Origin of the sequence: Variovorax sp. PBS-H4, from assembly GCF_901827205.1 — a bacterium.
Classification (GTDB): Bacteria; Pseudomonadota; Gammaproteobacteria; order Burkholderiales; family Burkholderiaceae_C; genus Variovorax.
Genome location: NZ_LR594675.1, coordinates 4,074,302 through 4,099,752, shown reverse-complemented (window position 1 = coordinate 4,099,752; position 25,451 = coordinate 4,074,302). Strand labels below are relative to the sequence as shown.

The 25,451-nt window shown below is 69.6% G+C and carries 25 protein-coding genes and 1 pseudogene; 4 read left to right on the top strand and 22 right to left on the bottom strand.

Annotation, left to right across the window (positions count from 1 at the left end; translation table 11 throughout):
* Positions 1-25 precede the first annotated feature (25 nt).
* Entirely contained in the window at positions 26-1,726 is a 1,701-nt protein-coding gene (gene glgP, locus E5CHR_RS19400) for an alpha-glucan family phosphorylase (RefSeq protein WP_162581351.1), read from the top strand.
* A gap of 141 nt (positions 1,727-1,867) precedes the next feature.
* Positions 1,868-2,698: a universal stress protein gene (locus E5CHR_RS19395; RefSeq protein ID WP_162581350.1), complete on the top strand. Its 831-nt coding sequence runs from the start codon at positions 1,868-1,870 to the stop codon at positions 2,696-2,698.
* 48 nt (positions 2,699-2,746) lie between these two features.
* Here the strand turns inward: E5CHR_RS19395 and E5CHR_RS19390 are convergent, their stop codons facing one another.
* From E5CHR_RS19390 to E5CHR_RS19345, 10 genes are all read right to left on the bottom strand, one after another.
* Positions 2,747-3,463 (bottom strand): ABC transporter ATP-binding protein, encoded by a 717-nt coding sequence (locus tag E5CHR_RS19390; protein WP_162581349.1) that lies wholly within the window; start codon positions 3,461-3,463, stop codon positions 2,747-2,749.
* Complete coding sequence (locus E5CHR_RS19385; protein ID WP_162581348.1) at positions 3,460-4,704, bottom strand: ABC transporter permease; 1,245 nt, start codon at positions 4,702-4,704, stop codon at positions 3,460-3,462. The genes E5CHR_RS19390 and E5CHR_RS19385 overlap by 4 nt, the downstream gene beginning before the upstream one ends.
* Positions 4,705-4,708: 4 nt before the next feature.
* Positions 4,709-5,773, bottom strand: coding sequence for an efflux RND transporter periplasmic adaptor subunit (locus tag E5CHR_RS19380; RefSeq protein WP_162581347.1), 1,065 nt, complete (start codon positions 5,771-5,773; stop codon positions 4,709-4,711).
* Positions 5,774-5,951: 178 nt separating this feature from the next.
* On the bottom strand, positions 5,952-8,123 hold the full coding sequence (locus E5CHR_RS19375) for a 3'-5' exonuclease (protein ID WP_162581346.1): 2,172 nt from the start codon (positions 8,121-8,123) through the stop codon (positions 5,952-5,954).
* Positions 8,120-8,488: a response regulator transcription factor gene (locus E5CHR_RS19370; protein WP_162581345.1), complete on the bottom strand. Its 369-nt coding sequence runs from the start codon at positions 8,486-8,488 to the stop codon at positions 8,120-8,122. The genes E5CHR_RS19375 and E5CHR_RS19370 overlap by 4 nt, the downstream gene beginning before the upstream one ends.
* Positions 8,485-11,244: a sensor histidine kinase gene (locus tag E5CHR_RS19365; RefSeq protein ID WP_162581344.1), complete on the bottom strand. Its 2,760-nt coding sequence runs from the start codon at positions 11,242-11,244 to the stop codon at positions 8,485-8,487. Before E5CHR_RS19365 ends, E5CHR_RS19370 begins: the two co-directional genes overlap by 4 nt.
* A gap of 1 nt (position 11,245) precedes the next feature.
* Positions 11,246-11,446: a hypothetical protein gene (locus E5CHR_RS19360; protein WP_162581343.1), complete on the bottom strand. Its 201-nt coding sequence runs from the start codon at positions 11,444-11,446 to the stop codon at positions 11,246-11,248.
* Between the two features lie 14 nt (positions 11,447-11,460).
* Positions 11,461-12,525 (bottom strand): putative nucleotidyltransferase substrate binding domain-containing protein, encoded by a 1,065-nt coding sequence (locus E5CHR_RS19355; RefSeq protein WP_162581342.1) that lies wholly within the window; start codon positions 12,523-12,525, stop codon positions 11,461-11,463.
* 11 nt (positions 12,526-12,536) lie between these two features.
* Positions 12,537-14,264 (bottom strand): cation acetate symporter, encoded by a 1,728-nt coding sequence (locus E5CHR_RS19350; protein WP_162581341.1) that lies wholly within the window; start codon positions 14,262-14,264, stop codon positions 12,537-12,539.
* Entirely contained in the window at positions 14,261-14,569 is a 309-nt protein-coding gene (locus E5CHR_RS19345) for a DUF485 domain-containing protein (RefSeq protein ID WP_162581340.1), read from the bottom strand. The genes E5CHR_RS19350 and E5CHR_RS19345 overlap by 4 nt, the downstream gene beginning before the upstream one ends.
* A 203-nt stretch (positions 14,570-14,772) precedes the next feature.
* Between E5CHR_RS19345 and E5CHR_RS19340 the strand changes: the two genes are divergently transcribed.
* Positions 14,773-15,249 carry a bacteriohemerythrin gene (locus E5CHR_RS19340; protein WP_162581339.1) on the top strand — a complete coding sequence of 159 codons (477 nt, stop codon included), beginning with the start codon at positions 14,773-14,775 and terminating at the stop codon, positions 15,247-15,249.
* Between the two features lie 16 nt (positions 15,250-15,265).
* On the opposite strand, the gene E5CHR_RS19335 is transcribed toward E5CHR_RS19340, so the two are convergent.
* The 8 genes and pseudogenes from E5CHR_RS19335 to E5CHR_RS19305 form a co-directional block, all read right to left on the bottom strand.
* Entirely contained in the window at positions 15,266-16,462 is a 1,197-nt protein-coding gene (locus tag E5CHR_RS19335; protein ID WP_162581338.1) for an NnrS family protein, read from the bottom strand.
* The gene (locus tag E5CHR_RS19330; RefSeq protein ID WP_162581337.1) at positions 16,462-17,619 is read right to left on the bottom strand and encodes a hypothetical protein; all 1,158 of its coding nucleotides are present in this window, start codon (positions 17,617-17,619) and stop codon (positions 16,462-16,464) included. Before E5CHR_RS19330 ends, E5CHR_RS19335 begins: the two co-directional genes overlap by 1 nt.
* Positions 17,613-17,960, bottom strand: coding sequence for a metal-sulfur cluster assembly factor (locus E5CHR_RS19325; protein ID WP_162581336.1), 348 nt, complete (start codon positions 17,958-17,960; stop codon positions 17,613-17,615). Before E5CHR_RS19325 ends, E5CHR_RS19330 begins: the two co-directional genes overlap by 7 nt.
* Positions 17,957-18,424 carry an Rrf2 family transcriptional regulator gene (locus tag E5CHR_RS19320; RefSeq protein ID WP_162581335.1) on the bottom strand — a complete coding sequence of 156 codons (468 nt, stop codon included), beginning with the start codon at positions 18,422-18,424 and terminating at the stop codon, positions 17,957-17,959. Before E5CHR_RS19320 ends, E5CHR_RS19325 begins: the two co-directional genes overlap by 4 nt.
* A 21-nt stretch (positions 18,425-18,445) precedes the next feature.
* Positions 18,446-20,752 carry a nitric-oxide reductase large subunit gene (locus E5CHR_RS19315; protein WP_162581334.1) on the bottom strand — a complete coding sequence of 769 codons (2,307 nt, stop codon included), beginning with the start codon at positions 20,750-20,752 and terminating at the stop codon, positions 18,446-18,448.
* Positions 20,753-20,814: 62 nt separating this feature from the next.
* Complete coding sequence (locus E5CHR_RS19310; protein WP_162581333.1) at positions 20,815-21,003, bottom strand: hypothetical protein; 189 nt, start codon at positions 21,001-21,003, stop codon at positions 20,815-20,817.
* Positions 20,928-21,243, bottom strand: a pseudogene (locus E5CHR_RS32150) (adenosylcobalamin-dependent ribonucleoside-diphosphate reductase); the annotation flags it as partial. The gene E5CHR_RS19310 and the pseudogene E5CHR_RS32150, both read right to left, overlap by 76 nt.
* A complete protein-coding gene (locus tag E5CHR_RS19305; RefSeq protein ID WP_162581332.1) occupies positions 21,243-21,686 on the bottom strand; it encodes a universal stress protein in 444 nt (147 codons plus the stop codon). The pseudogene E5CHR_RS32150 and the gene E5CHR_RS19305, both read right to left, overlap by 1 nt.
* Before the next feature lie 198 nt (positions 21,687-21,884).
* On the opposite strand from E5CHR_RS19305, the gene E5CHR_RS19300 reads away from it, so the two are divergent.
* Positions 21,885-22,298 carry a ribonucleotide reductase subunit alpha gene (locus tag E5CHR_RS19300; RefSeq protein WP_162581331.1) on the top strand — a complete coding sequence of 138 codons (414 nt, stop codon included), beginning with the start codon at positions 21,885-21,887 and terminating at the stop codon, positions 22,296-22,298.
* Positions 22,299-22,305: 7 nt separating this feature from the next.
* Here the strand turns inward: E5CHR_RS19300 and E5CHR_RS19295 are convergent, their stop codons facing one another.
* The 4 genes from E5CHR_RS19295 to narJ form a co-directional block, all read right to left on the bottom strand.
* Positions 22,306-22,935, bottom strand: coding sequence for a nitroreductase family protein (locus E5CHR_RS19295; RefSeq protein ID WP_162581330.1), 630 nt, complete (start codon positions 22,933-22,935; stop codon positions 22,306-22,308).
* 200 nt (positions 22,936-23,135) lie between these two features.
* A complete protein-coding gene (locus E5CHR_RS19290; protein ID WP_232062119.1) occupies positions 23,136-23,990 on the bottom strand; it encodes a peptidylprolyl isomerase in 855 nt (284 codons plus the stop codon).
* Positions 23,987-24,769 (bottom strand): respiratory nitrate reductase subunit gamma, encoded by a 783-nt coding sequence (narI, locus tag E5CHR_RS19285; RefSeq protein ID WP_162581329.1) that lies wholly within the window; start codon positions 24,767-24,769, stop codon positions 23,987-23,989. The genes E5CHR_RS19290 and narI overlap by 4 nt, the downstream gene beginning before the upstream one ends.
* Positions 24,766-25,446, bottom strand: a complete 681-nt coding sequence (narJ, locus tag E5CHR_RS19280; protein ID WP_162581328.1) for a nitrate reductase molybdenum cofactor assembly chaperone — start codon at positions 25,444-25,446, stop codon at positions 24,766-24,768. Before narJ ends, narI begins: the two co-directional genes overlap by 4 nt.
* Positions 25,447-25,451: the final 5 nt, after the last annotated feature.

Sequence of the window (25,451 nt, the reverse complement as noted above, 5' to 3'; positions counted from 1 at the left end):
AGCCCGCCGGGTTCCGGAGACGCCCATGACAGTCGAATTCGAGGGCTTCCTCCAGGAGCACCGGATCGCATACTTCTCGATGGAGTTTGCGCTGAACGAAGAGATGCCAACTTACAGCGGAGGGCTGGGCGTTCTGGCGGGAGATACGATGCGCAGCGCGGCGGACCTCGATCTCCCGATGGTCGGCGTCACCCTGGTCAGCCGGGCCGGCTACTTCCGCCAGGACATCGTCGACGGAGCGCAGGTCGAAAGCCCCGATGCCTGGCAGCCGGAGAAGTGGTGCCGATCCTTGCCGGCCCGAGTGGCGGTATCGATCGGCAACCATGACGTCTGGATCGGCGCTTGGCTGCACCTGGTGGAGGGCCATTGCGGAGGTGTGGTCCCGGTGATCCTCCTCGATACCGATCTGGCGGACAACAGAGCCGAGGATCGCGAGATCACGCACCATCTCTACGGAGGCGACGATGCGTATCGCGTGAAGCAGGAGATCGTGCTCGGCATCGGGGGGGCGCGGATGCTCGCCGCTCTCGGCGTGAAGGTGCTCAAATACCATCTCAATGAAGGGCATGCCGCCTTCCTCACGCTGGAACTGCTGCGGCGTCATTCGCACACGGTCCAGGAAGCGGGCACTGGTGCATTGCGTTACGACACTGCGGCGGTGCGCAGCCGCTGCGTGTTCACCACCCATACCCCCGTGGATGCCGGCCACGACCAATTTTCGTACGCGCTCGCCGAGCCTTTGCTCGGCGACTTCACCGACGGTGCCCAGCTCAGGGCGCTCGCAGGCGAAGATCGGCTCAACATGACGAGATTGGCCTTGAACCTGAGCGAGCACGTCAACGGCGTCGCCCAGCGGCACGCGGAGGTCTCCCGCCGATTGTTCCCAGGCTATGAGATCCGTGCCATCACCAACGGTGTGCATCCGTGGACATGGGCCTGCGACAGCTTCCGGCGGCTCTACGACAGATACATCCCGCACTGGTGCCATGAACCCGAGCTCCTGATGCGTGTGAATGGGATCGCAGACGAGGAGGTTCGCAAGGCCCACGCTGATGCCAGGGCTGCACTTGCCGAGGAGATCGTCAGGCTGGGCGGCGTCCGCCCCGATGCCGAGGTGGCAACGATAGGCTTCGGGCGGCGCATGACCCCCTACAAGCGACCGGACCTGCTCTTCTCGGACGTCGACCGCCTGCGCGAGATCGCCCGGCGCCATCCATTCCAGATCGTGCTGGCGGGCAAGGCGCATCCGCGCGACGCCGGCGGAAAGCAATTGGTAGGGCGCCTGCACGAGTACGCGCGCCTGCTGAAGGGCGCTGTTCCTGTGGTGTTTCTTGCCGACTACGACGTTCGCATCGCACGACTGCTTGTATCTGGCGTGGACATCTGGCTGAACACTCCGCAGCGCCCACTCGAAGCCTCCGGAACCAGCGGCATGAAGGCAGCCTTGAACGGCGTGCCCAATCTGAGCGTACTGGATGGCTGGTGGCTCGAAGGATGGATCGAGGGGGTGACAGGATGGGCAATCGGTCGCGACGGCAGCCATGACGACGCTGCCGACGACGCGAGCTCTCTCTTTGGTCAGCTCGAGAACGTGGTGCTTCCACTCTTCTACAACGATGCCGGTGGATGGACAAAAGTGATGAAGGGCGCCATCTCGCTCAACGCTTCATGCTTCAACAGCCACCGAATGTTGCGCCGCTATGCCGCAGAAACTTATCTGCGCTGAGAAGAAGACCACGAGGGTCAGGCCCTGCAGGCCGAGCAGGTCTCGGCATTGATGAGCATCAAGGCGGTCAAGTGCTCACACCGCGAAGATCGATGCATCGCGCCATTCCGCCCGTGCACACATCCAAGAGGAACTCGAGCCATGAACATCAAGACCATCCTCGTTCACCTGGACCACACGGACAGGTGCAGCGCCCGTGTCGATCTCGCGCACGGCATCGCCAGCACGCAGGGCGCCCATCTGATCGGGCTGCTGCCCAGCGGCTTGCTGGAGGGCACGGTTCCGGCAGAGGTGCTTCCCACGGGCATGACGGACTACATCGCAGAGTCCGCCCGATACTTGCGGCAACGCGCGCAAGCGATCGGCGAGGGCTTCGGGGCCAGGCTGGGGCCGACCTCGCATGAGATCCGCGAGACCGACGGCACGACCGTCGATTCACTGGTCGCGCACGGCCGGTCGAGCGACCTCGTCGTCGTGGGTCAGGAAGACCGCGCGAGCGACTCGGATGTGCCGGTGCGCGGACTCGTGGCCCAGTTGGTGCTCGATGTCGGCCGGCCCGTGCTCGTGGTGCCCTACGCCGGAAAGTTCGAGCAGGTGGGCCAGAACGCCCTCCTGGCCTGGGACGGGTCGCGTGCCGCCGCAGTGGCCATGCGCGAGGCCCTGCCGCTGCTGACCCATGCGAGCCGGGTGACCCTCGTTTCGTTCCAGCGCACGACGCCAATCCAGGAAGATGTGCTGCTGATCCCGGAGATGACCCGCTGGCTGCAGCGTCATGGCGTCCAGGCGAAATTCGAGCAGCATGTCATGGAAATCGACACGTCGGATGCGTTGCTTTCGCGAGTCTCCGACCTCGGCGCCGATCTGGTCGTGATGGGTGGATACGGGCACTCGCGTCTGCGCGAACGAGTACTGGGCGGTGTCACGCGAGAGGTCCTCGCGCACATGACAGTGCCGGTTCTTATCGCACATTGAGTCCATTCCAACTGGACCAGCCGGCCGGAAGTCGCCGAGCCGGACAGGTCAGGCGTCGGGGTCAGGCCGCCATGCCATGTCGATGCGGCCGTCCACGATGCCGATACGCCGGTCTGCGGCGGAAGCGAAATCGCCATCGTGCGTCACCGCCACCACGGTCTTGTTCATCTCGCGGGTCAGGTTCCGCAAGATGTCGCGCACGTTGGTACTGGCTTTCGAGTCCAGGTTGCCGGTCGGTTCGTCCGCCAGAATCACCAGTGGGTCGTTGGCCAGAGCGCGTGCGATGGCGACGCGCTGGCGCTGCCCCCCGGACAACTGGCTGGGCTTCTTGTGGTGGTGGCCCTGCAGCCCGAGCTTGTCGAGGAGCTCTGCCGCGCGAGCCTCGGCTGCCTCGTCCGAGAGGCGGCCCAGCTTGCGGATCGGAAGCGACACGTTGTCGAGCGCGCTGAATTCCGGCAGCAGGAAGTGAAACTGGAACACGTAGCCCAGGCGGGCGAGCCGGAAGTCCGCCAGCCGGTCCTCGTCGAAACCGCTCGTGTCCTGCCCGTCGACCCAGACGCGGCCCTCCGACGGAACGTCCAGGAGGCCGAGCAGGTACAGCAACGAGGACTTGCCCGAGCCCGAGGGCCCCATGACGCAGACGAACTCGCCGCGCTCGATCTGAAGGCTCACGTCCCTGACCAAGGTGACCGGCACTTCGCCTTCGAGCGTCCGGGTCACGTGCTCGACGCGGATCGCCGGCTCCGGCGGCGATGCGCCGCTCATGTCGCGCCCCGCAGGATGTCGACCGGCCGCAGGCGACCGGCGCGTCTGGCGGGAAGATAGGAGGCCACCAGGCACGAGAGCATGGCAAAACCGGCAGCCAGCGCATGCTGCTCCAGCGCCCAGGACATCGGCAGCCGCACCAGTTCGGTGACGCCGGGCGGACGCAGCTCGATCTGCGCGAGCACCTGCATCAGCGCCAGGCCGAGCAGTTCGCCCAGGCCGCTGCCGATGAGCCCGACGATGAGTCCTTCGAGAACGAAGACGCGGCGCAGGTCCCGCGGGTGAAAGCCCATCGACTTCATGATGGCGATGTCGCGCGTCTTCTCCATCACGATCGTCGAGATCGTGTTGTAGATGCCGAAGGCGGCGACCACCAGGATGGCCGCCACGACGCTGTACATGATGATGTTGCGCACCAGCAGGAGGCTCAGCAGGTCCTCGGAGGCTTCGATCCACGACACGGACTTGTAGCCTGTCGCGGTCTCGATGTCCTGTGCCGTGCGCTGCGCCGCGTACGGGTCGGCCAGCTGGATGATCACCCGGTTGACGCGGTTCTCGCGCCCCAGCAGCGATTGCGCGCGCTTGAGCAGCACGAAGGCCTGCGCTTCGTCGTACATCGCGTTTCCGGTGCGGAATATGCCGACCACGCGCAAGGGCCGGCTGGTGCCATCGGCGGCGAGCGCAAGGAGGGTGCTTCCCAGGTGCAAGCTGAACTTGTCGGCGAGCCCGCGGCCGATCAGGATGCCGTTGGGGTCGGCGGCGAGCGCATCCAGCGAGCCCACCTGCAGCTTCTCCGCGATGGTCGTCACATGCTTCATCTTTTCCGGCACCACGCCGGACAGGGTGACGCCTTGCTGGCGTCCGGCAAAGGTGAGGACCGCGGCGTCGGCCAGCACCGGCGCGGCGCGCACGCCGGGCAGGGCCTCGATGAAGGCCAGACGCTGCGACCAGCCGCGGATGCCGCGTGTCTCGCGCAGGGGCCGCACGTTGCGCACCTCGACCGCGCCATCGGGCCATTGCAGCGAGGCGGGCTGCGCCCGTCCCTGGCGAACGTCGTCGTAGACCGTCACGTGCGGACTGCTGTCGACCAGCCGCTTGAGGAAGTCGTCTTCCGATCCGCGCATCAGGCCCGCAACGGCCAGGAAGAAGGCGACGCCGAGCACCACGCCCGTGAGCGAGACCAGCGTCTGCCGCTTGCGGCTGGTCAGATGCGCGAGTGCGATGTCGAGCGCGATGGCCACGGCGTCACCGGCTGGCGAGTGCGGCCGCGGCGGCCGGCGCAGGCGCGTCCGCCGCGGCCCGGGTGCCGCGCGCGCGCTGCCCGTCCCGCAGCTTGTCGGGCGGGGACAGCACCACGGTGTCGCTGTCCGCGAGCCCCGACACGATCTCGGTGCGCTCCGTACCCACCGTTCCCTTGACGACCGAGCGCCTCTGCAGCCGGCCCTGGGCCAGCAGCCACACGCGATCGCCCTGGAGTGCGCGATTGGGCAACAGCAGCGCACCGTCGCGCCGCGAGACGATCAGGTTCGCGTCCATGGTCATGCCGCTTCGCAGCGGCCCGGCGTCGAGGGCCGGCGCGTCGAGCAGGCGCACGCGCACGCGGTAGCTGCGCGACACGGGGTCGCCCTTCGGCGTGATGTCGGCCACCCGGCCCTCGAACAGGCGCTGGGGCAAGGCGTCGCTTCGCATCGTCACGGTCTGGCCGACCACCACGCGGGCGATGTCCTCCTCGTCGACCTCGGCCGTGACGCGCAAGGGGGCGCAGCAGGCCATCGAGAACACCACCTGGCCGGCGGGCACGAACTGGCCGGCCTCGCCATCCCGGCGCAGGACGATGCCATCCGCAGGGGCCACGAGCTGGTTGTAGTCGCGCTGAACCTCGGCCCGGCGGGACGCTGCCTGCGTGGCCTGCCACTCGGTGCGCGTTCGATCGAGTTCGGCCGGCGCGAGGAAGCCTTGCTCCACGAGCGAACGGGTGCGCTCGAACTGGACCCGCGCGAGCGACTCGCGGGCGCGCGCCTCCTGGATCGTCTGGTCGAGGTCGCTCGATTCCACGCGCGCCAGCACCTGGCCGCGCTTGACCGAACGGCCTTCTTCCGCGTCGATCGTCACCAGCCGGCCCCCGATGCGCGGAGCCACCGGGACCATCACGGTCGGCTCCACGGTGCCCGTGGCATACACGGCCTCGATCGCGGGCCCGCGCACCGGCTGCACCGTCTGGACGCGCACCGGCCACTGCCACCAGACGATGGCCAGCAAGGGCACTGCCAGCAGGCAGGCGCCGACGAGGATGAGCGTTCGTCGCTTCAAGCGCGTTCCTTTCACACGAGTCCCGTTTATCGGCGAAGCGGCCGCATCGCCCGTTGATCTGGCTCAAGCCCGGAACCGGCAGGGCCCGTGAAGCCGGGCGTGCCGGGATCGGAGCCGCGATGACGGTCTGCCCGGCGAGCCGAGTCTGCCCAGCGCTTTCGACGCGGGCACGCTTTGGTCAGTAGCTCAGGCGCGCATACCAGGTCCGTTGGGCCGCATCGCGCGCCTGGTCCAGCGTGTGGATGCCCCGCGCCGCCAGCAGCGGGATCAGGCACAGGAAGATCTCCGCGGTCAGCAACGCGTCGCCCAACGCGGTGTGGCGGCCGAGCACCGGGATGCCGAAGCGCGTGGCGATGGCTTCCAAGTCGTGCGACGCCTGCTGCGGGCTTGCCACCGCGGACAACAGCAGCGTGTCGAGCACAGGCTGTTCGAAGCGCACGGCGGCGCCGGCCTCCTTCATCTGCAGAAAGCGCATGTCGAAGGCGGCGTTGTGGGCCACCAGCACGGTGTCGCCGGCGAATGCGTGGAAGGCCGGCAGCACCTCGCGGATGCCGGGCTGGCCAGCGACCATCGCGGGCGTGATGCCATGGATGGCAATGCCGGCGGCTGGGATGGGCCGGCCGGGGTTGACCAGCTGCTCGAAGAGCTCCTGCCGCAGCACCTTGCCGTTGACGATCCGCGCCGCGCCGATCTGCAGGATCTCGTCGCCCAGCGCGGGATCGAGGCCGGTGGTCTCGGTGTCGAAGACGGTATAGGCCAGGTCCACCAGCCGCCGGTCGCCGAGGGCGCGCGTCTGCCCGCCGGCGCCGAACAGGTCGAAGTCGTAGAACTCGGGCCGGCTGTCGCCGTGCGGCAGCGCAGCGGGCTCCGGCTCCTCCTTGGGCTGGGCTGGCGGCAGCAGCAGCCGGAAGAAGCACTCCTGCCGTGCACGCTCGCGCTGGAACCACAGCGTGCCGCCGTGGCGCTCGACTACATCGCGCACCGACAGCGGGCTGGCTTCGCCCCCGACCGTCATCGGGCTGGACTCCCAGCCCACGGCCGTCTCGGTGCTGATCGGTGTCCCGTTCCAGACCAGGTCGAGATGGGCACGGCCCTCCTCGCGCCGCAGGCGCAGCTGCACGCGGGCGACGTCGAACTCCTCTGCCAGGCGCGTCGCCAGCGAAGCCAGCGCCTGCAGCAATGCATAACTGTCGACGCGCAGCCACAGGGCGGAGTCGACATCTGCCGCGCTTGCGCTCACGGGGGAGTGAGCCTCGAGGTGGCGCAGCGCGGCCTGCACGAGATCGGCGCCCAGCATTTCCTCGAGCGGCCAGCGCGTCTTCAGGCTTTCGCTGGTGCTCGCCGCCAGCGACCCGATGCGTTCGGTCATCGAGTGCGCCTCCTCGCGCACCACCCGAAGGAAGCGCTCGCGCGCGGCCGAATCCAGGTCGGGCAGCTCCAGCATGTCCACGGCCGCCTGCAGGCTGCCCAGCGACGAGCGGCTGCCTTCGGTGAGTGCGTGCAGCACGCGGTCGCGCTCGGCGTCCTGCTCGAACTCGACGGTCATGTCGTTCAGCATCAGCACGAAGCCCGACAGTTGCGCCTCCTGCCCGGCCGCAGCGCACGGGTCGCGCACCGGGGCCACTTGCACGCGCAGCAGTCGGCCGGCGCGGGAGCTGGTGATGAACTGTGCCGCCGGCTGCGTGTCGCCGCGCTGGAGGCGTTGCCGGATGCGCGCCAGCGCATGGGCGACGAGCTGGCGATCGAACACGGCGTAGATGGAGCGGCCCAGCCCGACGAGTTCGGCGCCGCCGGCCGCGGAAGGCGTGCCGAACTGCAGCCGCGCGCGCGGGTTGTAGAGCAGGATGCGGCCGCCGAGGTTGCAGACGATCACGCTCTGCCTGAGCTCGGACATCAGCGCCGCGAGGCGGCTGCGCTCCTGCTCGATGCCGCGCGCCGCCGCCTGCACCTGGGCTGCGATGTCCGCGCGCAGGGCGTCGCGCTGGCGCGCGAGGCGGCCCGCGGTGTCGGCCAGCGCCCGGGCCCCGGCGCCGCACGGCGATGCAGCGGGCAGGGCCGCTTCACGCACGGCCTCGCCGGCGGCCAGCAGCGCCTGGGCCGCCTCCGCAAGCCGGGCCGGCTGCCGAACCCACACGGCATGGGCGCGCCGGCCCAGCGCGCCCAGCGCGACGGCCAGCACGGCCCAGGCCAGCCCCAGCAGCGCGGCGCGCGGCGCCAGCATGGCGCCCAGGGCCTCGCGCTCGGCCGGGTCCAAGGTCGCCGCCAACAGGGCGCCCACCCCGAGGCCGGCGAGTCCCAGCAAAGAGCCGGGCGCCAGCATGGCGGCGAGCTCGCCCGCATCGGCTCTCATGGGGACAGCATCCGGCGGACGCGTTCGGCCAGGTCGCGGGTCGAGAAGGGCTTGGTCATGTAGGCGTCGGCGCCCAGGGCCATGCCCTTGGCAATGTCGTTCTCGCGCCCTCGGGCGGTGAGCATCAGGATGCGGGTGCCGGCGAGGCCCTCATCGGCGCGCACCGCCTGGAGCACCTCGACGCCGGAGCGCACCGGCATCATCACGTCCAGCAGCACCAGGTCGGGCCGCAGCCGGCGGATCGCGTCCAGCGCCTGCTGGCCGTCGCGCGCGATGCTCACGTCGTAGCCCTCGCGCTTCATCAGGAACTCCAGCGAGATGATGATGTTGGGTTCGTCGTCGGCGATCAGCACTTTGAAACTCATGGACTTGTCTCCTCTTGCGTGGCCTCGTGTCGCAGGGGCAGCTCGAAGCCGAAGCAGGCGCCGCCGCCCGGTGCCGGCTCGAGCCACATGCGGCCGCCGAAGTGCTCGACGATGCGGCGGCTGATGGGCAGGCCCAGGCCGGTTCCCTGCGGCCGGTGCGCCGCATCGCCGCCCTGGCGGAATTTCTCGAACACCAGCGCCTGCTGCGCGGGCGGCACCCCCGGGCCGTTGTCGCGCACGGTGCAAACGGCGCGGCCGTCCTCGGCGCGCAGGCGCAGCTCGACCCGCCCGGCGCCCGGCGGCACGAACTTCGCGGCGTTCGACAGCAGGTTGACCAGCACCTGCATCACCCGGTCGGGGTCGGCCTGCAGCGGCGGCATCGCCTCCGGCAGGTGGAGCGCCACGGTCGCGCCGCGCTCGCGGAACAGCTCCTGCGTGGTCTGGACCGCCTGCCGCGCCAGCGCGCACAGGTCGATGTCCGTGCTGCGCCATTCGGCGGCGCCCGACTCGATCTTCGCCATGTCCAGCACCTGGTTGACCAGCCGCGTCAGCCGCTCGGTCTCGGCCACCACCAGCCCGAGGAAGTGCTGGCGCTGCGCGGCTTCCATGCCCGGGTCGTCGAGCATCAGCTCGGTGAGCGCGCGGATCGAGGTCAGGGGTGTGCGCAGCTCGTGCGTCACCGAGGACATGAAGTCGTCCTTCAGCCGGTCGAGGCCCTTGAGCTGCTCGTTGAGCTCGCTGAGCTCGGCGGTCGCTTGCTCCAGCGAAAGCGATTTCTCCTCCAGCGCCTGCGAGTGGGCGCGCAGCGCGGCCGTCTCGCGCGACGCCTCGTCCAGGATGCGCAACACGTCGTCGTGGTCCAGGGGCTCTTCGTGCACCACCGAGGCCACCATGGCGCGCGCGGAGGCGCTGCCGATGGCACCGGCGAGCTGCCGTTCGACGAACTGCACCAGCCGCGCATCGGCGCCGATCTGCTGCGCCCCGGAGAGGCCGCGGCGCCGCGCGTAGTCCTGCAACAGCTTTTCGGCGGCGTCCGCGCCCAGGAAGCGGGCGGCCAGCCCGCGCAGGTCGTCCAGCCTTGCGGTGCCGCGCCAGAACACCGGGCCGCCATCGAGGGCATGGCTTTCCTCGGTGCGCTCGAACACGTCGACGAAGGTCAGCGCCTGGCTCGCTTCGTGCGCCGAGGGCCGGCCCAGGAGCGAGACCCCGAAGTACAGCACGCAGTTGGCCAGCAGGCTCCAGAACAGCGCGTGCGTCAGGTTGTCCAGGCCGGCGAGGCCCAGCAACTGCTCGGGCCGCAGCCATGCGATGCCGAAGGGCCCCTCGTCGATGAAGCGGGACGGCATCCAGCCCGACTTGGCAATCGACGGCAGCATCAGCGTCCAGCCCCACAGCACGAATCCCGCCCCCAGGCCCGCCAACGCGCCGAGGCGGGTGCCTCCCCGCCAGTACATTCCCGCGAGCATCGCGGGCGCGAACTGCGCGACGGCGGCGAAGCTGATCAGCCCGATGCTGACCAGCGCATAGTCCTCGCCCGCGATGCGGTAGTACAGGTAGCCCAGCAACAGGAGCGCCACGATCACTGCGCGGCGCACCGCCAGCAATACGCCGCCCAGGTCGCGCGCGGTGCGCAGGCCGGCGCGCAGCAGGAGCGGCATCACGAGGTCGTTGCACACCATGGTGGACACGGCGATGGCTTCGACGATCACCATTCCGGTGGCCGCCGAGAGCCCGCCGATGAACGCCGCGAGCGCCAGCCCCGGGCGACCGGCGGCCAGCGGCAGCGAGAGCACGAAGGTCTCCGGGTTCTCGCCGGCGCCCTGGAAGTGCAGCAGCCCGCCCAGCGCGATCGGCAGCACGAACAGGTTGATCAGCAGCAGGTACAGCGGGAACGCCCAGGCGGCGCGCCGCACGTGGCGTTCGTCGACGTTCTCCACCACCATCATCTGGAACTGCCGCGGCAGGAAGAGCACCGAGAGCATCGCGAGCAGCGTGAGTGCAAACCATTGGCCGCCCGCGAAGTCGCCGCCGGCGCTGCGGCCGAGGCCGAGCAGCGGTGCGAGGTCCGGCCGGCTTGCCGCGCGTTTGAACAGGTCGGCAGGCCCATCGAACAGGCCCCAGGTGACGAAGGCGCCGACGGCCAGGAACGCGAGGAGCTTCACCAGCGATTCGAAGGCGATCGCCGCGACCATGCCCTCGTGGCGTTCGGTGGTGTCGAGATGCCGCGCCCCGAAGGCCACCGTGAAGCCGGCCAGCACCAGCGCGATATACAGGGTGCTGTCGCGCCACCAGGGCAGCGGCTGCGGGGCCGGGTCGACCAGCAGCGCATAGCCGCTCGCGATTGCCTTGAGCTGCAGCGCCACGTAGGGCAGGATGCCCACCACCGCGATCAGCGTGACCAGCATCGCCAGCAGCGGGCTCTTGCCGTGGCGGCTGGCGATGAAGTCGGCGATGGAGGTGATGCGCTGGCTGCGCGCGATGCGGATCATCTTGCGCAGCACCGTCCAGGCCACCAGCATCGCCAGCGTCGGGCCGAGGTAGATCGGCAGGAACCACAGGCCCGACGAGGCGGCCCGGCCGATGCTGCCGAAGTAGGTCCAGGCGGTGCAGTAGACGCCCATCGACAGCGTGTAGACCCAGGGGCTGCCGATCACGGATCGGCCCTCGCGGGCGCGCCGGTCGCCGTAGTGCGCGATCGCGAACAGCACCGCCAGGTAGCCGAAGGCGGCGACGATCACGAGGGGCGCGGCAGGCATGTCAGGTGTCGCCGGGTGTTTCGGCGATCCATGCGGCGCATGCGATCAGGACAGCCCAGCCGGCGAAGAGCGCCAGCGGCATCAGCGGCAGGCCCCAGACCATGACGGGGCGGTCCCACAGCGTGAGCAGCGGCACGTTGAGCAGCAGCCAGCCCAGCGCGCAGAGGCCGAGCAGGCGTTGGGACTTCGGGCCTTCGGACATGCTTGCTCCTTTTGCTACAGGGCATCGAGGCGGAAGCGCAGATGGATCTCCCCGCGAAAGCGGCGCACGATGTTCAGCGCGCCGCGCAGCGTCTCGCGCTCCAGCGTGGCCAGCTCGGACGGCCGCACCAGGTTGCCGGGCACGCGGCCGGCCTGCTTCTGGCGCAGCTGGCAGCTCAGCTTCAAGCCCATCAGGAAGTGCAGCGCATCGAGCACGTCGCGCGCGAGGAGGGGGTCGAGCAACTGCCGCTCCACCAGCAGCCGCAGCCGCTCCTGCGTGCCGGTGGCGCGCAGGCGCTGCTGCAGCGCCAGCGCCCTCACGCCATGCACGATCGGGAAGGTGCCGAGCTTCTTCAGGTCCAGCGCTTCGTCGTCCCCGCGCGCGACCAGGCGGTGCCACCAATTCGCATGGGCGTCGAAGCGCTCGATCGCGCTGGCGAAGCGCGCGAAGAAGACATCGGTGCGATCGAGGATCACGTCGAGATGGTCGAGCGCCTGCTCGAGCAGGGTGGCATCGCCGGCGACCACCCGGCTGTCGACGAAGATGGCCAGGTGCATCGGGCCCTCCGGAGCGCCGCCGTAGACCCAGTCGCGCAGCGCCTCCCGGAACGCCGCCAGCGGCTGCCGCCAGAGCGGGTTGACGAGCATGATGCCGCCCGGGCAGGGCGGGTAGCCCAGCTCGGCCAGCGCGCCGCTGAACTGTGCGGCGATGCGTTCGAGCCCGGGACATTCGAAGCCGTCGCGCAGCAGCAGGGCATTGTCCTGGTCCGTCTTCAGCAGCTGTTCGCCGCGTCCTTCGCTGCCCATGACGACGAGGCAGCCGTTGGCCACGAGCGCAGGCGGCGCCAGCAGCGACCACAGCCGTGCGATCAGGCGCTTGTTGAGGTCTCCGACCAGCTTCGCGATGCGCTCGATCTTCAGCCCGCCGTCGTGCAGAAGCGCCACCATGGCATCCACCCGCGCGGCCGATCCCGCCAGGTCGGAGACACCGGCGGCCGTGTCGATCTGCCTTGCGATGGCTTCGAGGTCGCAGGGAAAGAGGAGCGGCCCTGGCACCCTCTCGGCCTCGCCGCCTGCCATGGCTGTCGTCCTCAGTGTCCGCTGGCGCCGGAGGCGCCGATGCCGGTCTCCGACCGCACCTGCTGCGCGAGGAAGCCTCGCTTGTCGACATCGGCGCGCTTGCTGCTGTCCAGGAGCGAGAAGACCCAGATGCCCAGGAAGCCGAGGGTCATCGAGAACAGGCAGGGCGACGCGTAGGGGAAGAGGGCCGAGCCCGCGGGATGGCCCAGGGTCGCCTCCCACACGGACGGCGAGACCACCGTCAGCGCCACCGAGGAAATCAACCCGAGGAAGCCGCCGATCACCGCGCCGCGCGTGGTGCAGCCCTTCCACAGCACCGACATGAACAGCACCGGGAAATTCGCCGACGCCGCGATGGCGAACGCCAGTGACACCATGAACGCGATGTTCTGCTTCTCGAACACGATGCCGAGGAGCACCGCCAGGATGCCGAGCGCGACGGTGGTGATGCGCGAGACGCGCAGCTCCGAGGCGCTGTCCGCCTTGCCGTCCTTGACGACGGTTGCGTAGAGGTCGTGCGAAACCGCCGAGGCGCCCGACAGCGTCAGGCCGGCCACCACCGCCAGGATCGTCGCGAAGGCCACCGCCGAGATGAAGCCGAGGAAGACGTTGCCGCCCACTGCATTGGCGAGGTGGATGGCCGCCATGTTCCCGCCGCCGATCAGGCCGCCCTTGGTGTCGATGAACTGGGTGTTCGTGAGCACGAAGGTGATGGCGCCGAAGCCGATGATGAAGGTCAGCAGGTAGAAATAGCCGATCCACCCGGTGGCCCACATCACCGACTTGCGCGCTTCCTTGGCGCTCGGCACGGTGAAGAAGCGCATCAGGATGTGCGGCAGGCCGGCGGTGCCGAACATCAGCGCCATGCCGAAGGAAATGGCCGAGATCGGGTCCTTGACGAAGTTGCCTGGCCCCATGATCGACTGGCCGATGGCGGCGGCCGCCTCGGCGGTCTTGCCGTCCTTGAGCGCCAGGTCGGTCTTGACCTTCACCGCGCCGGCGAACATCGCCTCGGGGCTGAAGCCGAAATGCCACAGCACGGACAGTGCCATGAAGGTGGCGCCGCCGAGCAGCAGGCAGGCCTTGATGATCTGGACCCAGGTCGTGGCGGTCATGCCGCCGAAGAGCACGTACACCATCATCAGCGAGCCGACGATGACGACTGCGATCCAGTATTCGAGGCCGAACAGCAGCTTGATCAGCTGGCCGGCGCCCACCATCTGGGCGATCAGGTAGAACGCCACCACCACCAGCGTGCCCGATGCCGCGAAGATGCGCACCGGCGACTGCTTGAAGCGGAAGGCCGCGACATCGGCGAAGGTGAACTTGCCCAGGTTGCGCAGCCGCTCCGCCATCAGGAAGGTGATGACGGGCCAGCCTACGAGGAAGCCGATGGAGTAGATCAGGCCGTCGTAGCCCGCGGCCATCACCGCGGCCGAGATGCCGAGGAACGATGCCGCCGACATGTAGTCGCCGGCGATCGCCAGGCCGTTCTGGAAACCCGTGATGCCGCCGCCGGCAGTATAGAAATCGGCGGCCGACTTGGTCTTCGCCGCCGCCCATTTGGTGATGAACAGCGTGCCGAGGACGAACAGGCCGAACATGCCGATGGCGGTCCAGTTGGTCGCCTGCTTCTGGGTCTGGCCGAGATCGGCGCCTGCCGCCCACGCCGCTGCGGACGCGGCGACGAGGCTGGCGAGGACCAGCGCCCGGCGCGCGGCAAGGGATGACGCCTTCATTTGAGCACCCCTTTGGCAACCGCCTCGGAGAGCGTGTCGAACTCGGCGTTGGCGCGCTTCACGTAGTAGGCCGTGATCGCGATGGTGAAGAGGATGACGCCGAAGCCGATCGGGATGCCTCGCGTCATGACGCCCTCGCCGAGCCGTTGCGCGAGGAAGGGCTTGTCGAAGGCCACCAGCATGACGAAGCCGTAATACACGACCAGCATCAAGAGGGTGAGGATCCAGCCGAAGCGCGTGCGCCTCGATTTCAGCGCCTGGTATTGCGGGTGGCTGGCGATGCGCCGAACCAGATCTTCGTCCATGGGGTCTCCTTCGGTGGGTGGGGGATGGCGCCGCCATTGGAAGCTGCTGAACGCAACGTGCCCTTGCGCTAGCGCAAGGTCTGTGAATTTCGCCCGGCGCGACCGGCCGGCCACCACTGCGCGCGCCGGAACGTTGAGCCATGTCAATACGCCGGGGCCGGACGCCGATAGCCTCTCTTTCATTACGTACCCAAGGAGATCACATGGCTGCCTCGGCCCCCTCGGAAGCGCTTGCGCTCCACCTCCCTTTCATGGACGACGCCTGTGGGGAGTTCATCGACCTCCTGACGCGGGTCGACGAGGCCGACAACGCCCGCCTGCCCTCGGCGTGGCGGGACCTGGTGGCTTGCGCCGCAGAGAACTTCGCGCGCGAGGACGTGTGGATGCGGGCGAGCGGCCATGCGGCGCGCAAGGACCACGAGATCCAGCACCGCGTGGTGCTGGGGGTGATGCGCGAAGGCGCATTGCAGGCCGAGGAAGGCCGGCTTCTGCAGGTGCGCGAGATGGCGCGCCAGCTGCGGGGCTGGTATGAAAAGCACGTCCAGACCATGGACGCGGCGCTCGCCCTCCATCTGCGAAGCGCGCGCATCGAGTTGCCCAGGGCCGCCAGGCCGGCAAAGGCGACGCCTCCCGTGTGGCCGGCGCTGTGCGAGGCGGTGGAGTACGTCTCGTCGCATTGAGCCTTGTCCGGCAGGCTCAGCCGGGATTGCCGTCCAGGCGCGGCCGCGTCAGCACCGGCCCGTAGCGCAGCGCGTAGAGGCCGAAGCCACAGGTCCAGAAGACGGCGGACCCGAGGATGGCGACGAGGGTCTGCGACGGCGCGACGAGCGGCACCAGGACGCGCACCAGCGCTGCGAGCAGGACCAGCACGAAGCAGGCGGTGTCGACCCGGTCGGCGCGCAGGAGCCGGGCCGTGTGGCCTCGCGCGGTGCGCACCATCATGCCGATCACGAGGCCTCCCGCCGCTCCCACGGTCAGTGCGTGGGTCGCCAGCGAGGGGGCGACCCAGCCCTGCGATGCCAACGCGCGCAGGGCCAGATGGAGGGGGATCCACGCGTAGGCCAGGTGCAGCACCAGGACGAGCGGATTCGCCAGCGTCTTCCACGGCCGCCACAGCAGCCATCGCCCGAGATGCGCGAGCGCCGCGGCGATCGCGACCGCACCCACGGCGCTGGGCGGCAGGCCCGACGCATCAGCCGCGAGCAGGGCGAGCGCGCCGCCGAGCGCCGCCCGCTCGATACCGGGGCGGCTCGTCGCGCCGGCGCCCGGAACGCCGTTGTTGGTGAACATCGGGATCACGCGCCCGCCCATGACGGCCATGATGAACAGCAGGATGTCCAGCGCCAGCTGGATGCCGATCCATGCCGGCAACGTGACCACGCCGAGCACCGAGAGGTGGAAGGCCAGCGCCGCAGCGGACATCAGCAGCAGCAGCCCGACGAAGAAGTAGTTGCGGCGATTGCGCGCGCCGACGAGCGCAACGGCCAGGGCGATCGCGCTGGCCAGCGGAAACGCCGCGTTGACGAGGGCAGCGGTCCAGCCGAGCGGCGTGAGGACCAGGACGCGTCCGGCCAGCCAGAGCGCCACCAGCGCTGCCAGCGGCACCCCGGTGGGCGTGGGCCGCCCGGACCAGTTGCGTCCCGCGGTGAAAAGGAAGCCGACGATCACCGCCAGGAGAAAGCCGAACAGCATCTCGTGCGCATGCCACAGCGGTCCCTGCAGGTAGGCCAGCGGCAACCAGCCGGAGAACTGCGCCGCCCACACGGCGATGGACAGGGCGGCGAAGGCGCTGGCCAGCAGGTAAAACGGCCGGAAGCCGAGCTGCCACAAGGCGAAGCCGTGCACTCGGGGGGCGGGGGGTTGCGCATGCCTGACGGCGAAGAAGGAGGCCATTACCTGGACTTTCCGGCGCCGGCGGCGCCATGTTGGAGACGCCACGCCACGGCCGCACCCGCCACGGTGGCGGCAAAGAAGCCGATCGTTGCCGCGTTGAGGGCGGCGCCGGCCCCGCGCAACGTGTCGCTGAAGAACCCGAGCCCCAGGCGCGTGACGAGGGACAGGTGAAGGGCCGCCAGCGGCAGGTAGAAGAACGCGCCGAACTGCAGCTTGACCCGTGCGATCGCCGGCAGCACCACCGGCGCGTGGCCCATCATCATGCTGAAGACGAAGCCGAGACCCAGTGCATGCAGCGCTGCGTCGCGGGTCGGCGCGCCGAGCGCCATGGCGATCCAGGCGGCGCCGGCCACGCCGAGCCACGCATAGCCCCACAGCAGGCAGACCGCCATGTAGCGGCTGAGACCGTGCGTGAACACCGTGCGCCGCGCGATATCGAAGCGCACCAGCCAGGCCGCCAGCAGCACGAGCGCCGCGCCATACACCAACCCCCCGGCACGTGGCGCCGCGCCCGACCAGGCCGCGCCGGCCAGCAGCAGCGCCAGCACGGCATGGAGCGTGAGGTTGGCCGCGGGGCGACGGCGCATCAGCCGCGTCATCTCCAGGCGCTCGGCGGCGATCGTCATGATGAGGAAGGCGAACCACCAGGGGAACACCGCATCGCCGTCGTGGCCGACCGCGAACAGCAGGCTGCCGGCCACCCAGGCGCCCGCTGCCGCCAGCAGCAGCAGGGTGTGGGCAGCGCGTTGGCGCCGCACGACCGCCGCATTCACCGCGAGGAAGAGCAGCGCCGCGGCCACGCCCAGCCATGCGCCGGCGGCATGCTGCCCGAAGGCCAGGCACAGCGCGCCCGCGCCCGAGGCGAGCGGGGCGAGGAAGGCGGCCGGGTGCTTGACGGCCACCGCGCGCTCGATGCCGATGACCGTCCCGAGAAAGCCGCAGATCATGAGGGCTGCGTGCACCAGCAGCACCTGGCCCGCGCGGCCGAATGAGAGCGGGTCGGGCACCGCGATGCCAAGCCGCCAGAGCCCGCCGGCGACGCCCCCCGCCAGCGACAGGCCCGCGAGCGCGGCGAGCAGCACGCGGGCGACGCTCCGCGTGCGGGGGACCGGTGCGCGGCGGCGGCGTCCGGCGGCGGAAAAGGCGGCGGTCACCATCCCATGAACCGCTTGGCGTTGGCGCTCATGCGAGCGGGCGTCCAGGGCGGCTCCCACACCAGCTCCGTGCGGATCTTCAGCTGCGAGGGAATCACCTTGTCCAGCTCGTGCTCCGCGTCTTCGACGATGAGGTCGATCACCGGGCAGGCGGCCGAGGTCATGGTCATCCGCACGTGCACCGCGGTGTCGTGCACCGCGACGCCATAGACCAGTCCGACGTCGACGATGTTCATCGCGACTTCCGGGTCGACCACGCGCGACAGCGCCTCGTTGATCGGCTGGCGCAGCTCTTCCGGCCCTTCGTAGGGGAAGGCCGCGGGGCTGCAGGGCGCGGCACTCATGCCTGCCCCTTGGCATGCGCGGATGCCGGCGCCCGGTCGGCAAAGAAGATGGCCGACAGCGCCTCCCGGTTGCCGACGAGATCCGCCAGCGTGTAGCGGTGCAGGACCGCATGGAAGGCAGCCACCGCTTCGTCCAGCACGCCGCGCAGGCGGCACAGGCCTGTGATGCGGCATTCCCCGCCGCCTTCGCCGAAGCACTCGGCGATCGTGCTGGCTTCCGTGAAGCGCACGACTTCGCCGATGTTGATGGAAGCCGGCGCCCTGGCCAGCGACAGGCCGCCGCCCTTGCCGCGCACGTTGGCGAGGCAGCCCTGCTTGCCGAGCGCATGGGCCACCTTGGTCAGGTGATGCTCCGACACCCCGAAGGACGACGCGATTTCCGCGATGGTGGCGCGCCGCCCGGGCTGCGCGGCGAGGTAGATCAGCATGCGAAGGCTGTAGTCGGTGAAGGCGGTGAGCTTCATGGCCGTGGCGGGCGGACCGCGTCAGAGTTCGCGTGCACGGTGGGCCTGGGCGGCCAGGGCGGCGCCGCCCTTCGGCGAGGCCTGCCGCGTGGACTGCGGCGCGGGGCGGCGCAGCAGCCGCAAGGCGTATCCGGCCAGGAACACCGCGCCGGCGGCGAAGACGATGTCGCCCGGCACGCGCATCCAGACCAGCGCCTCCATCACGCGCGAATGCACGATCTCGGCGGAGCGGGCGTACCACAGCCCCTCGGTGACGCTGGCCCAAGCCTGGTAGATGCCGGCCGGCAGCAGCGACAGGAACACCATCATCGCAAGACCGATGTTGAGGCTCCAGAACGCGGCCTTCAGCAGGCCGTCGGCGTGCAGCGGGCGCGCGTACAGGCCGCGCAGGCAGAACAGCATGAGCCCGATGCCCAGCATGCCGTAGACCCCGAAGAGCGCGGCATGTCCGTGCGCGGGCGTCATGTTGAGCCCCTGGACGTAGTAGAGAGAAGCGGGCGGGTTGATGGCGAAGCCCAGCACGCCGGCGCCGATGGTGTTCCAGAACCCCACGGCCACGAAGCACATGACGATCCACTTGTAGGCGGCGAGCCAGGGCATGGCCTGTGAGCGGCGGTAGGTCTGCAGCGCCTGCAGGCCGATCAGCGTCAGCGGCACCACCTCGAGCGCGGAGAACACGGCGCCCACGGCGATCACCGAGGTCGGCGTGCCGGTGAAGTAGAGGTGATGCAGCGTCCCGAGAATGCCGCCGAACAGAAACACGATCGTCTCGGCGATGATGGCGCGGTTGGCGCTTTCGGTGCGCACCAGGCCCAGGCGGGTGAAGATGAGCGCGACGACGGCGGTGGCGAAGACTTCGAAGAAGCCTTCCACCCAGAGGTGCACCAGCCACCAGCGCCAGTACTCGATCATCGAGTAGTGGCTGTGCTGGCCCCAGGCGAGCGACGCGGAGTAGAAGCCGCCGATGCAGGTGGCCGAAAGAAACACCATCGCCACGAGGCCGCGCGAGGCCGAGGGCGTGGTCAATGCCGGCCACAGCGCGCGGCCGAGCAGGAAGACCCAGAACAGCAGGCCGACGAACAGCAGCAGTTGCCAGACGCGGCCCATGCTGGTGTATTCGAGGCCCTGGTTGCCCAGCCAGAAGCTGAAGTCGACGCCGCGGTGCTGCAGGGTGCCGAGCCAGCCGGTCAGCGTGGAGCCCACCACGATGGCGATCAGCGCCCAGAAGAGCACGTCGACGCCGAGCTTCTGCAACCTCGGCTCGCGGCCCGACAGCAAGGGTGCGATATAGAGGCCGGTGGCCAGCCACGCGGTGGCGATCCAGAAGATGCCGACCTGCGTGTGCACCGTGCGGCTGACCACGTAGGGCAGCAGATCCGCCAGCGGCAGTCCGAAGAACGACTGCCCCTCGACGGCGTAGTGCGCTGTGATGGCCCCCATCGCGATCTGCAGCAGCATGAGGCCGATCACGGCGAAGAAGTACTTGCGCGTCGCCTTCATCGAGGGCGTCGCGACGGCGCCGATCAGCGGGTCGGCCCGGGGCGGCTGCGCCTCGGCTTCATGCTTGCGGCTGCCATGCAGCCACAGCATTGCCGCGATGGCCGCCACCAGCAGGACGATGCTGACCATCGACCAGATGGCCGCGGAACCGGTCATGGTGTTGCCGACCATCGGTTCGTGCGGCCAGTTGCTGGTGTAGCTCAAGCCGGTCTCGCCGGGGCGGTCGGTGGCGGCAGCCCATGCCGACCAGAAGAAGAAGGCCGTCAGGGCTTCGCGGTCCGCGCGCTCGGGCACCGTGTCCGGCGTCATTGCGTACTGCTCGCGCAGCGTCGCGGCCGATGCGTCGCGACCGAAGAGCGCGTCGTAGTGCGCCGCCACCTCGCGGATCGCCAGCGCGCGCTCCGCGGAGACGGTGATCGCGCCGCTGGTGCTGTCGTAGCGGTTGTGCCGCATCTCGTCCACCACCGTGGCGTCGAGCGCGCCGCGCTCGGCCGCGCTCAGCGCGGAGGGCGCCTTGCGGTAGGCCTGCGCGTGCCGGGCCTTGAGCGCGACGGCCTCGCGGTGCAGCCAGTCCGCGGACCAGTCGGGCGCGACGTAGCTGCCGTGGCCCCACACGGAGCCCAGTTGCTGGCCGCCGGACGACAGCCAGACTTGCTGGCCGCGCCGGATCTGCTCTCCGGTGAAGATCACATCGCCGCTGGAACTGGTGACGGAGGCGGGGATCGGAGGCGCCGTCAGATAGATCTGCACGCCCAGGTAGCCCAGAGCGCCGAAAGACAGGACGAAGATGAAGGCGAGCCAGCGCCACAGGCTGTTGTTGTTTCTCATGGCATTTCTCAGGTTGTCGAGGGTGCGATGAACGCAGAAGGTGTATTTCAGATGCACCTATGCTAGGAAAGCGCCGGCTGCGGCAGGTTGATCTGCATCAAGGGATCGTTCGAAGCCGGGCGCACCCCGGGAATGTTGCGCACCACCCGGACGCCGGGCAGGGCAGGCACCGTCATCAGCAACTGCCCAGGTGCGCGCACTGCGTGCAGTAGTCGCAGCCGTCCTTGCGGATCATCGCGTGCGCGCCGCATTCGGGGCACTTGGCGCCGATCAGCGGCTGCGGTGCGGTCTGCGCCTGTCCCGCCACCTCCGCCGCAGGGGGCAGCCGCTTCGCGGCGCGGTCAGGCTCTGGATCGCGTAGGCGATCGCCTGACCTCAAAGTCGTGCCACATGGGGACCGCAGTGCCATCGGCCCTGGCGTGGCTGCCCAGGCTCTGGCCGACGGGCATGAAGAACTCGATGGCCCGTCCGCGCCCGTCGCTGATGCCCGTCAGCGAAGCACGAGCACCGGGATCTGGGAATTTGCCAGCACCTGCGCCGTCTCGCTGCCCAGGAAGGCGCTCGCCAGCCCGGTCCGTCCATGCGTGGCCATCACGATGAGATCGCTGCCGTATTTGCCGGCGGCAGCCACGATGGATTCGGCCACGCGGCTGGACCTGACGAGCGCGGAACTCGCGCGCACGCCACAGGCCTCGGCGCGCTTTTCCACATCCTTGAGCATCGTCATGGCCTGCTCGGCGCGCCGGCTCTCGATGCGGTCGAGCTCCTCGGCTTCGAAGCCCAGCGCCCCGTCCATGTGGCTCTTGGCATGCCGCCGCACCACGGTGAAGGCGGTCAGCTCGGCCGCGTTGTCCGTGGCCAGGTCGATCGCCTTGGCGACGGCTTTCTCCGCCAGCGGCGAGCCGTCGGTGGCAACCAGAATGCGCTTGAACATGATCTGTTTCCTTGGAGTGCTTGGGTGAGGTCAGCGTAGCCCCCTAGGGACTTCGGTGTTTGATCTGGGTCAAGCAAGTGCAGCGGCCCGGCACATGCATGACCTTGAGTGGGATTCGACGCAACGGGCGCGGTCGAGCGAGGCGCCGCTTGATGCAGCGCAACTCCGCTGCCCGCCGCTGCGTGGACGCTACGGGGCATGACTTCCTCTTCCCCATTCGACGATCTGCTGCGCGCAGCCGCCGCGCAGCCCGACCCTCAACGGCTGCTTTTCGTCTTCACCGAGGCCGGCTTGCCGGCCGATGCGAACGACGTGCAGCGCGCAGGCTTCCGGTCGGGGCAGGGCGGCACGCTCACGCCCATGGCCTGTGCCGACAAGTGGCCGGACGAACTGATCGACTTTGCCGCGCTGGTGGCCGAATCGCGCCGAGCATGTCCGCCGTGGGCCTTCGTCTTCATCGGGGCGCTGTCGGGATCGCGGGGGCAGGCACCCTCCGACGCGCAGGTCGACGCGGCGCTCGAGTCGATGGTGCGCAACGTGCGCGACGGCAGCTTCGGCGCCTACATGGCGCTGGACCCGGCGGGCGAGGCCGTGCGCTTCTTCAGCGCTTGAAGAGCCGTCAGTCTCCCAGCCGCGTCACGAAACGATCGAGCGAAGGCCGCGCGCGGCCTTCGCGCTGCTCGAGCACCGTGCCGATGCTGATGAAGCACAGGGCCTCTTCGCCTTCGGCCAGCGAGAACAGCGCGCGCAGCCCGGGGCTGGTGATCGCCTTGCCGGTCGTCAGGGCCGAACCGAAGCCGAGCGCGGTGCTCATCAGCAGGATGTTCTGGATCGCGCAGCCGGCGGACAGCAACCGCTCGGTGGGAGGGATGTCCTCGTTGTCCGGGCCGAGCGTCGCGATCGCCAGCATCAGCACCGGCGCGCGGAAGGCTTTTTCGCGCGCCTGCGCGCGCTGGGCCGCGGTGGCCTCGCCGTCGCGCGCTACCAGCGCATGCTCGAAGGCGTCGGCGAGCCTGTGCCGTTGCGAGCCCGGGATGACCACGAAGCGCCAGGGCACCAGGCCGCCGTGGTCCGGCGCCGTGGCCGCAGCGGCCAGGATGCCGGCCAGCTCGGTCTCGCCCGGCCCTGGCGTGACCAGGCGCTTGGGCAGCACCGTGCGCCGCGCGGCCATCAGTGCGGCGACGGCTTCCGGCGGGGCGGCTTCAAGCGGCGCGGCCGACAGCGGCCGGGCGTTCGTTCCAGGATGCATGTCGGACTCTCCAGATGAACACGGTGCCGTCCAAGCCGGCCCGGCACCCCGCTATTTTGCGTTCGCGTCCTCTTCCCCATAAGACGGGTAAGGACCGGTCCCGCCGTTGGAGGCGACCGGCGCGGGACGAAGTCGCCCGCGAGTGCATCGGCCCGTCGCAGGGCGGCACGAACGCGCCTACGTTGCGCCCGGCAAGTCGTTCATTGCACGAGGAGCGAATCGGCGCCGTCGAGGACCAGGCCCTCCACCGCCGCGGCGCCGGCGAGCAGCTGCATGTACTGGTGCAGCGCCTTGGCCCGGGATTGCTGGGCCAGTTGGACGGCGATGCGCTGCCGCACTTCCTCGAAGGACTGCGGCCGGCCGGCGTCGCGTTCCAGCACTTCGAGGACGTGGAAGCCATAGCGGCTGTGCAACAGCCGGGGGTGCAGCCCGATCGCGTCGCGCCCGGTCTCGGCGTGGAACAGCTCGGCCGTGAGTTCGTCCGCGCAGTCGTCAGGGCCGATCCAGCCGAGCTCGCCGCCGTCCGCGCCGCTGGGGCAGTTCGAGAGTTCACGTGCCAGCTCGGCGAAGCGCGCGGGCGCGACCGCCTTGTGCCGAAGCTCGAGCAGGCACTGTTCCGCGCGCGCCGCCAGCTTCGGCACGTCGATGCCCTGGGTGACCGCGAACAGGATGTGCCGCGCCCGCACCCGCCGGCCGATGGCGAAATGCGCGCGGCGTGCCTCGTGGTAACGGCGGCACTCCGCTTCGCTGGGCGCCGGGATCTCGATCGCGCTGTCCAGCATGCGCTGGACGATGTCCTGTTCGGCGTCACCGAGCGGCGGCGCCCTGGGCACCTCCAGCGGCGGCAGCAGCGCCAGGCGCACTGCTTCCTGCCGCAGCAGCTCGGTCCATGCCAGCTCGCGCAGCGTGTGCTCGTCCGGGCGCTCGCCCGGCGGGTGCAGCGCGATCCCGTTGACCGAGGCCGGCGCGGCTTCGGCTTTGGTTTCGGGAACGGTCCCGGGTGCGTTGCCGCACTGGCAGGCGCCGCCGCCGCATCCGTTCGCGGCGGCCATCATGCGGTCCCCCGCGGCTGCGCGACCACCGGTAGCGGCCGCGCCTCGTGCTGCTGCGGCGCGGCGGCGGGCGCCGGCTGCACCGCCTGCCGGTCGAGCTGGCGCCGGGTGCGCACCACCTGGTAGGGCCGCACCAGGTAGGCCACCGTTGCGAAGCCGCTCCACACATGCACCAGCCGGGTGAACGGGAAGATCAGGAAGATCGACATGCCCAGGAACATGTGGGCCTTGAACACCCAGCTCGCGCCGTCCAGCAGCTCGGCCGCGCCGCCGCGGAAGGTGACGATGCGCTGCGCCCATTCGGCCAGGCGCAGCATCATCCCGCCGTCCAGGTGCTGTGCCGAGAGTGGAATGGTCGCCAGGCCGAGCGCGAACTGCAGCCAGAGCACGACCAGCAGCGCGATGTCGCTGGACTTGGAGTTCGCGCGGATGCGCGCATCGGAGAGGCGCCGGTGCAGCAGGATCGTGACGCCCGCGAAGCCGAGGACCCCGGCCACGCCGCCCGTCAGCATCGCGAAGAGCTGCTTGTTGCCCGCGTTGATGAAGGGCTCGTAGACGAAGTGCGGCGTGAGCATGCCCACGAAGTGGCCGAAGAAGAGAAAGAGCACGCCGGCGTGGAAGAGGTTGCTGCCCCAGCGCAGCTGGCCGGCCCGCAGCAGCTGCGAGGAATCGCTCTTCCAGGTGTACTGGTCGCGGTCGAACCGGATCAGGCTGCCGAGCAGGAAGACGCTCAGGCAGATGTACGGATAGATGCCGAAGAGGAAGTTGTCGAGTGCGTTCATGCGCGGGCTCCCGCGGCGCTTCCGGGCGCCTTGCGGACGAAGTGGAGGGGTTGCGGCTGGCCCGGACGCGCCTGGCCCTGGGTGCTGCAGCCGTCGAATGCGGCAGGCTCGGCCCAGGCCTCGTCCAGCGGCTGGTCATCCGGTACCGGGACCGCCTCGGCCTTGCGGCCTGCGAGTTCGAGGATGGCGGCCACGACACTGGCGTAGGGGCTCTCGCGCTTTCGCAGCGCGCTGAAGATAACGGTCAGGATGTGTGCCATCTCGCCCAGGAAGTCGCGCGCGAGCGGGGGCGGCTGGGTGGAGGCGAACTCCAGCACCACGCAGAGATGGTCGGGGACCTCGTGCGGCCCGATGAACAGGCCGGCCGTCTCGTAGGTCTTGACCAGGTCGACCATGGCCGGGCCGCGCTCGCGCGAGTCGCCGTGCACGTGCTCGAAGAGGTGCAGCGACGTGCTGCGGCCGCGGTCGAAGAGCTCGACGAACTGCATCTCGGCATCGATCGGGTCCATGCGGCCGAGCGCGCGCGCGAAGGCGCGCAGCTCCCGGCGCCGCGGGGCGGACAGCGCGCCTTCGGCATCGAGCGCATCGGCCACGAGGGGCAGGAGCCCCCGGACCCGCTCATCGGGATAGCCGAGCAGCAGGGCGAGGGCGCGCAGCGTATGGCGTTGGGTTTTCATGGGCG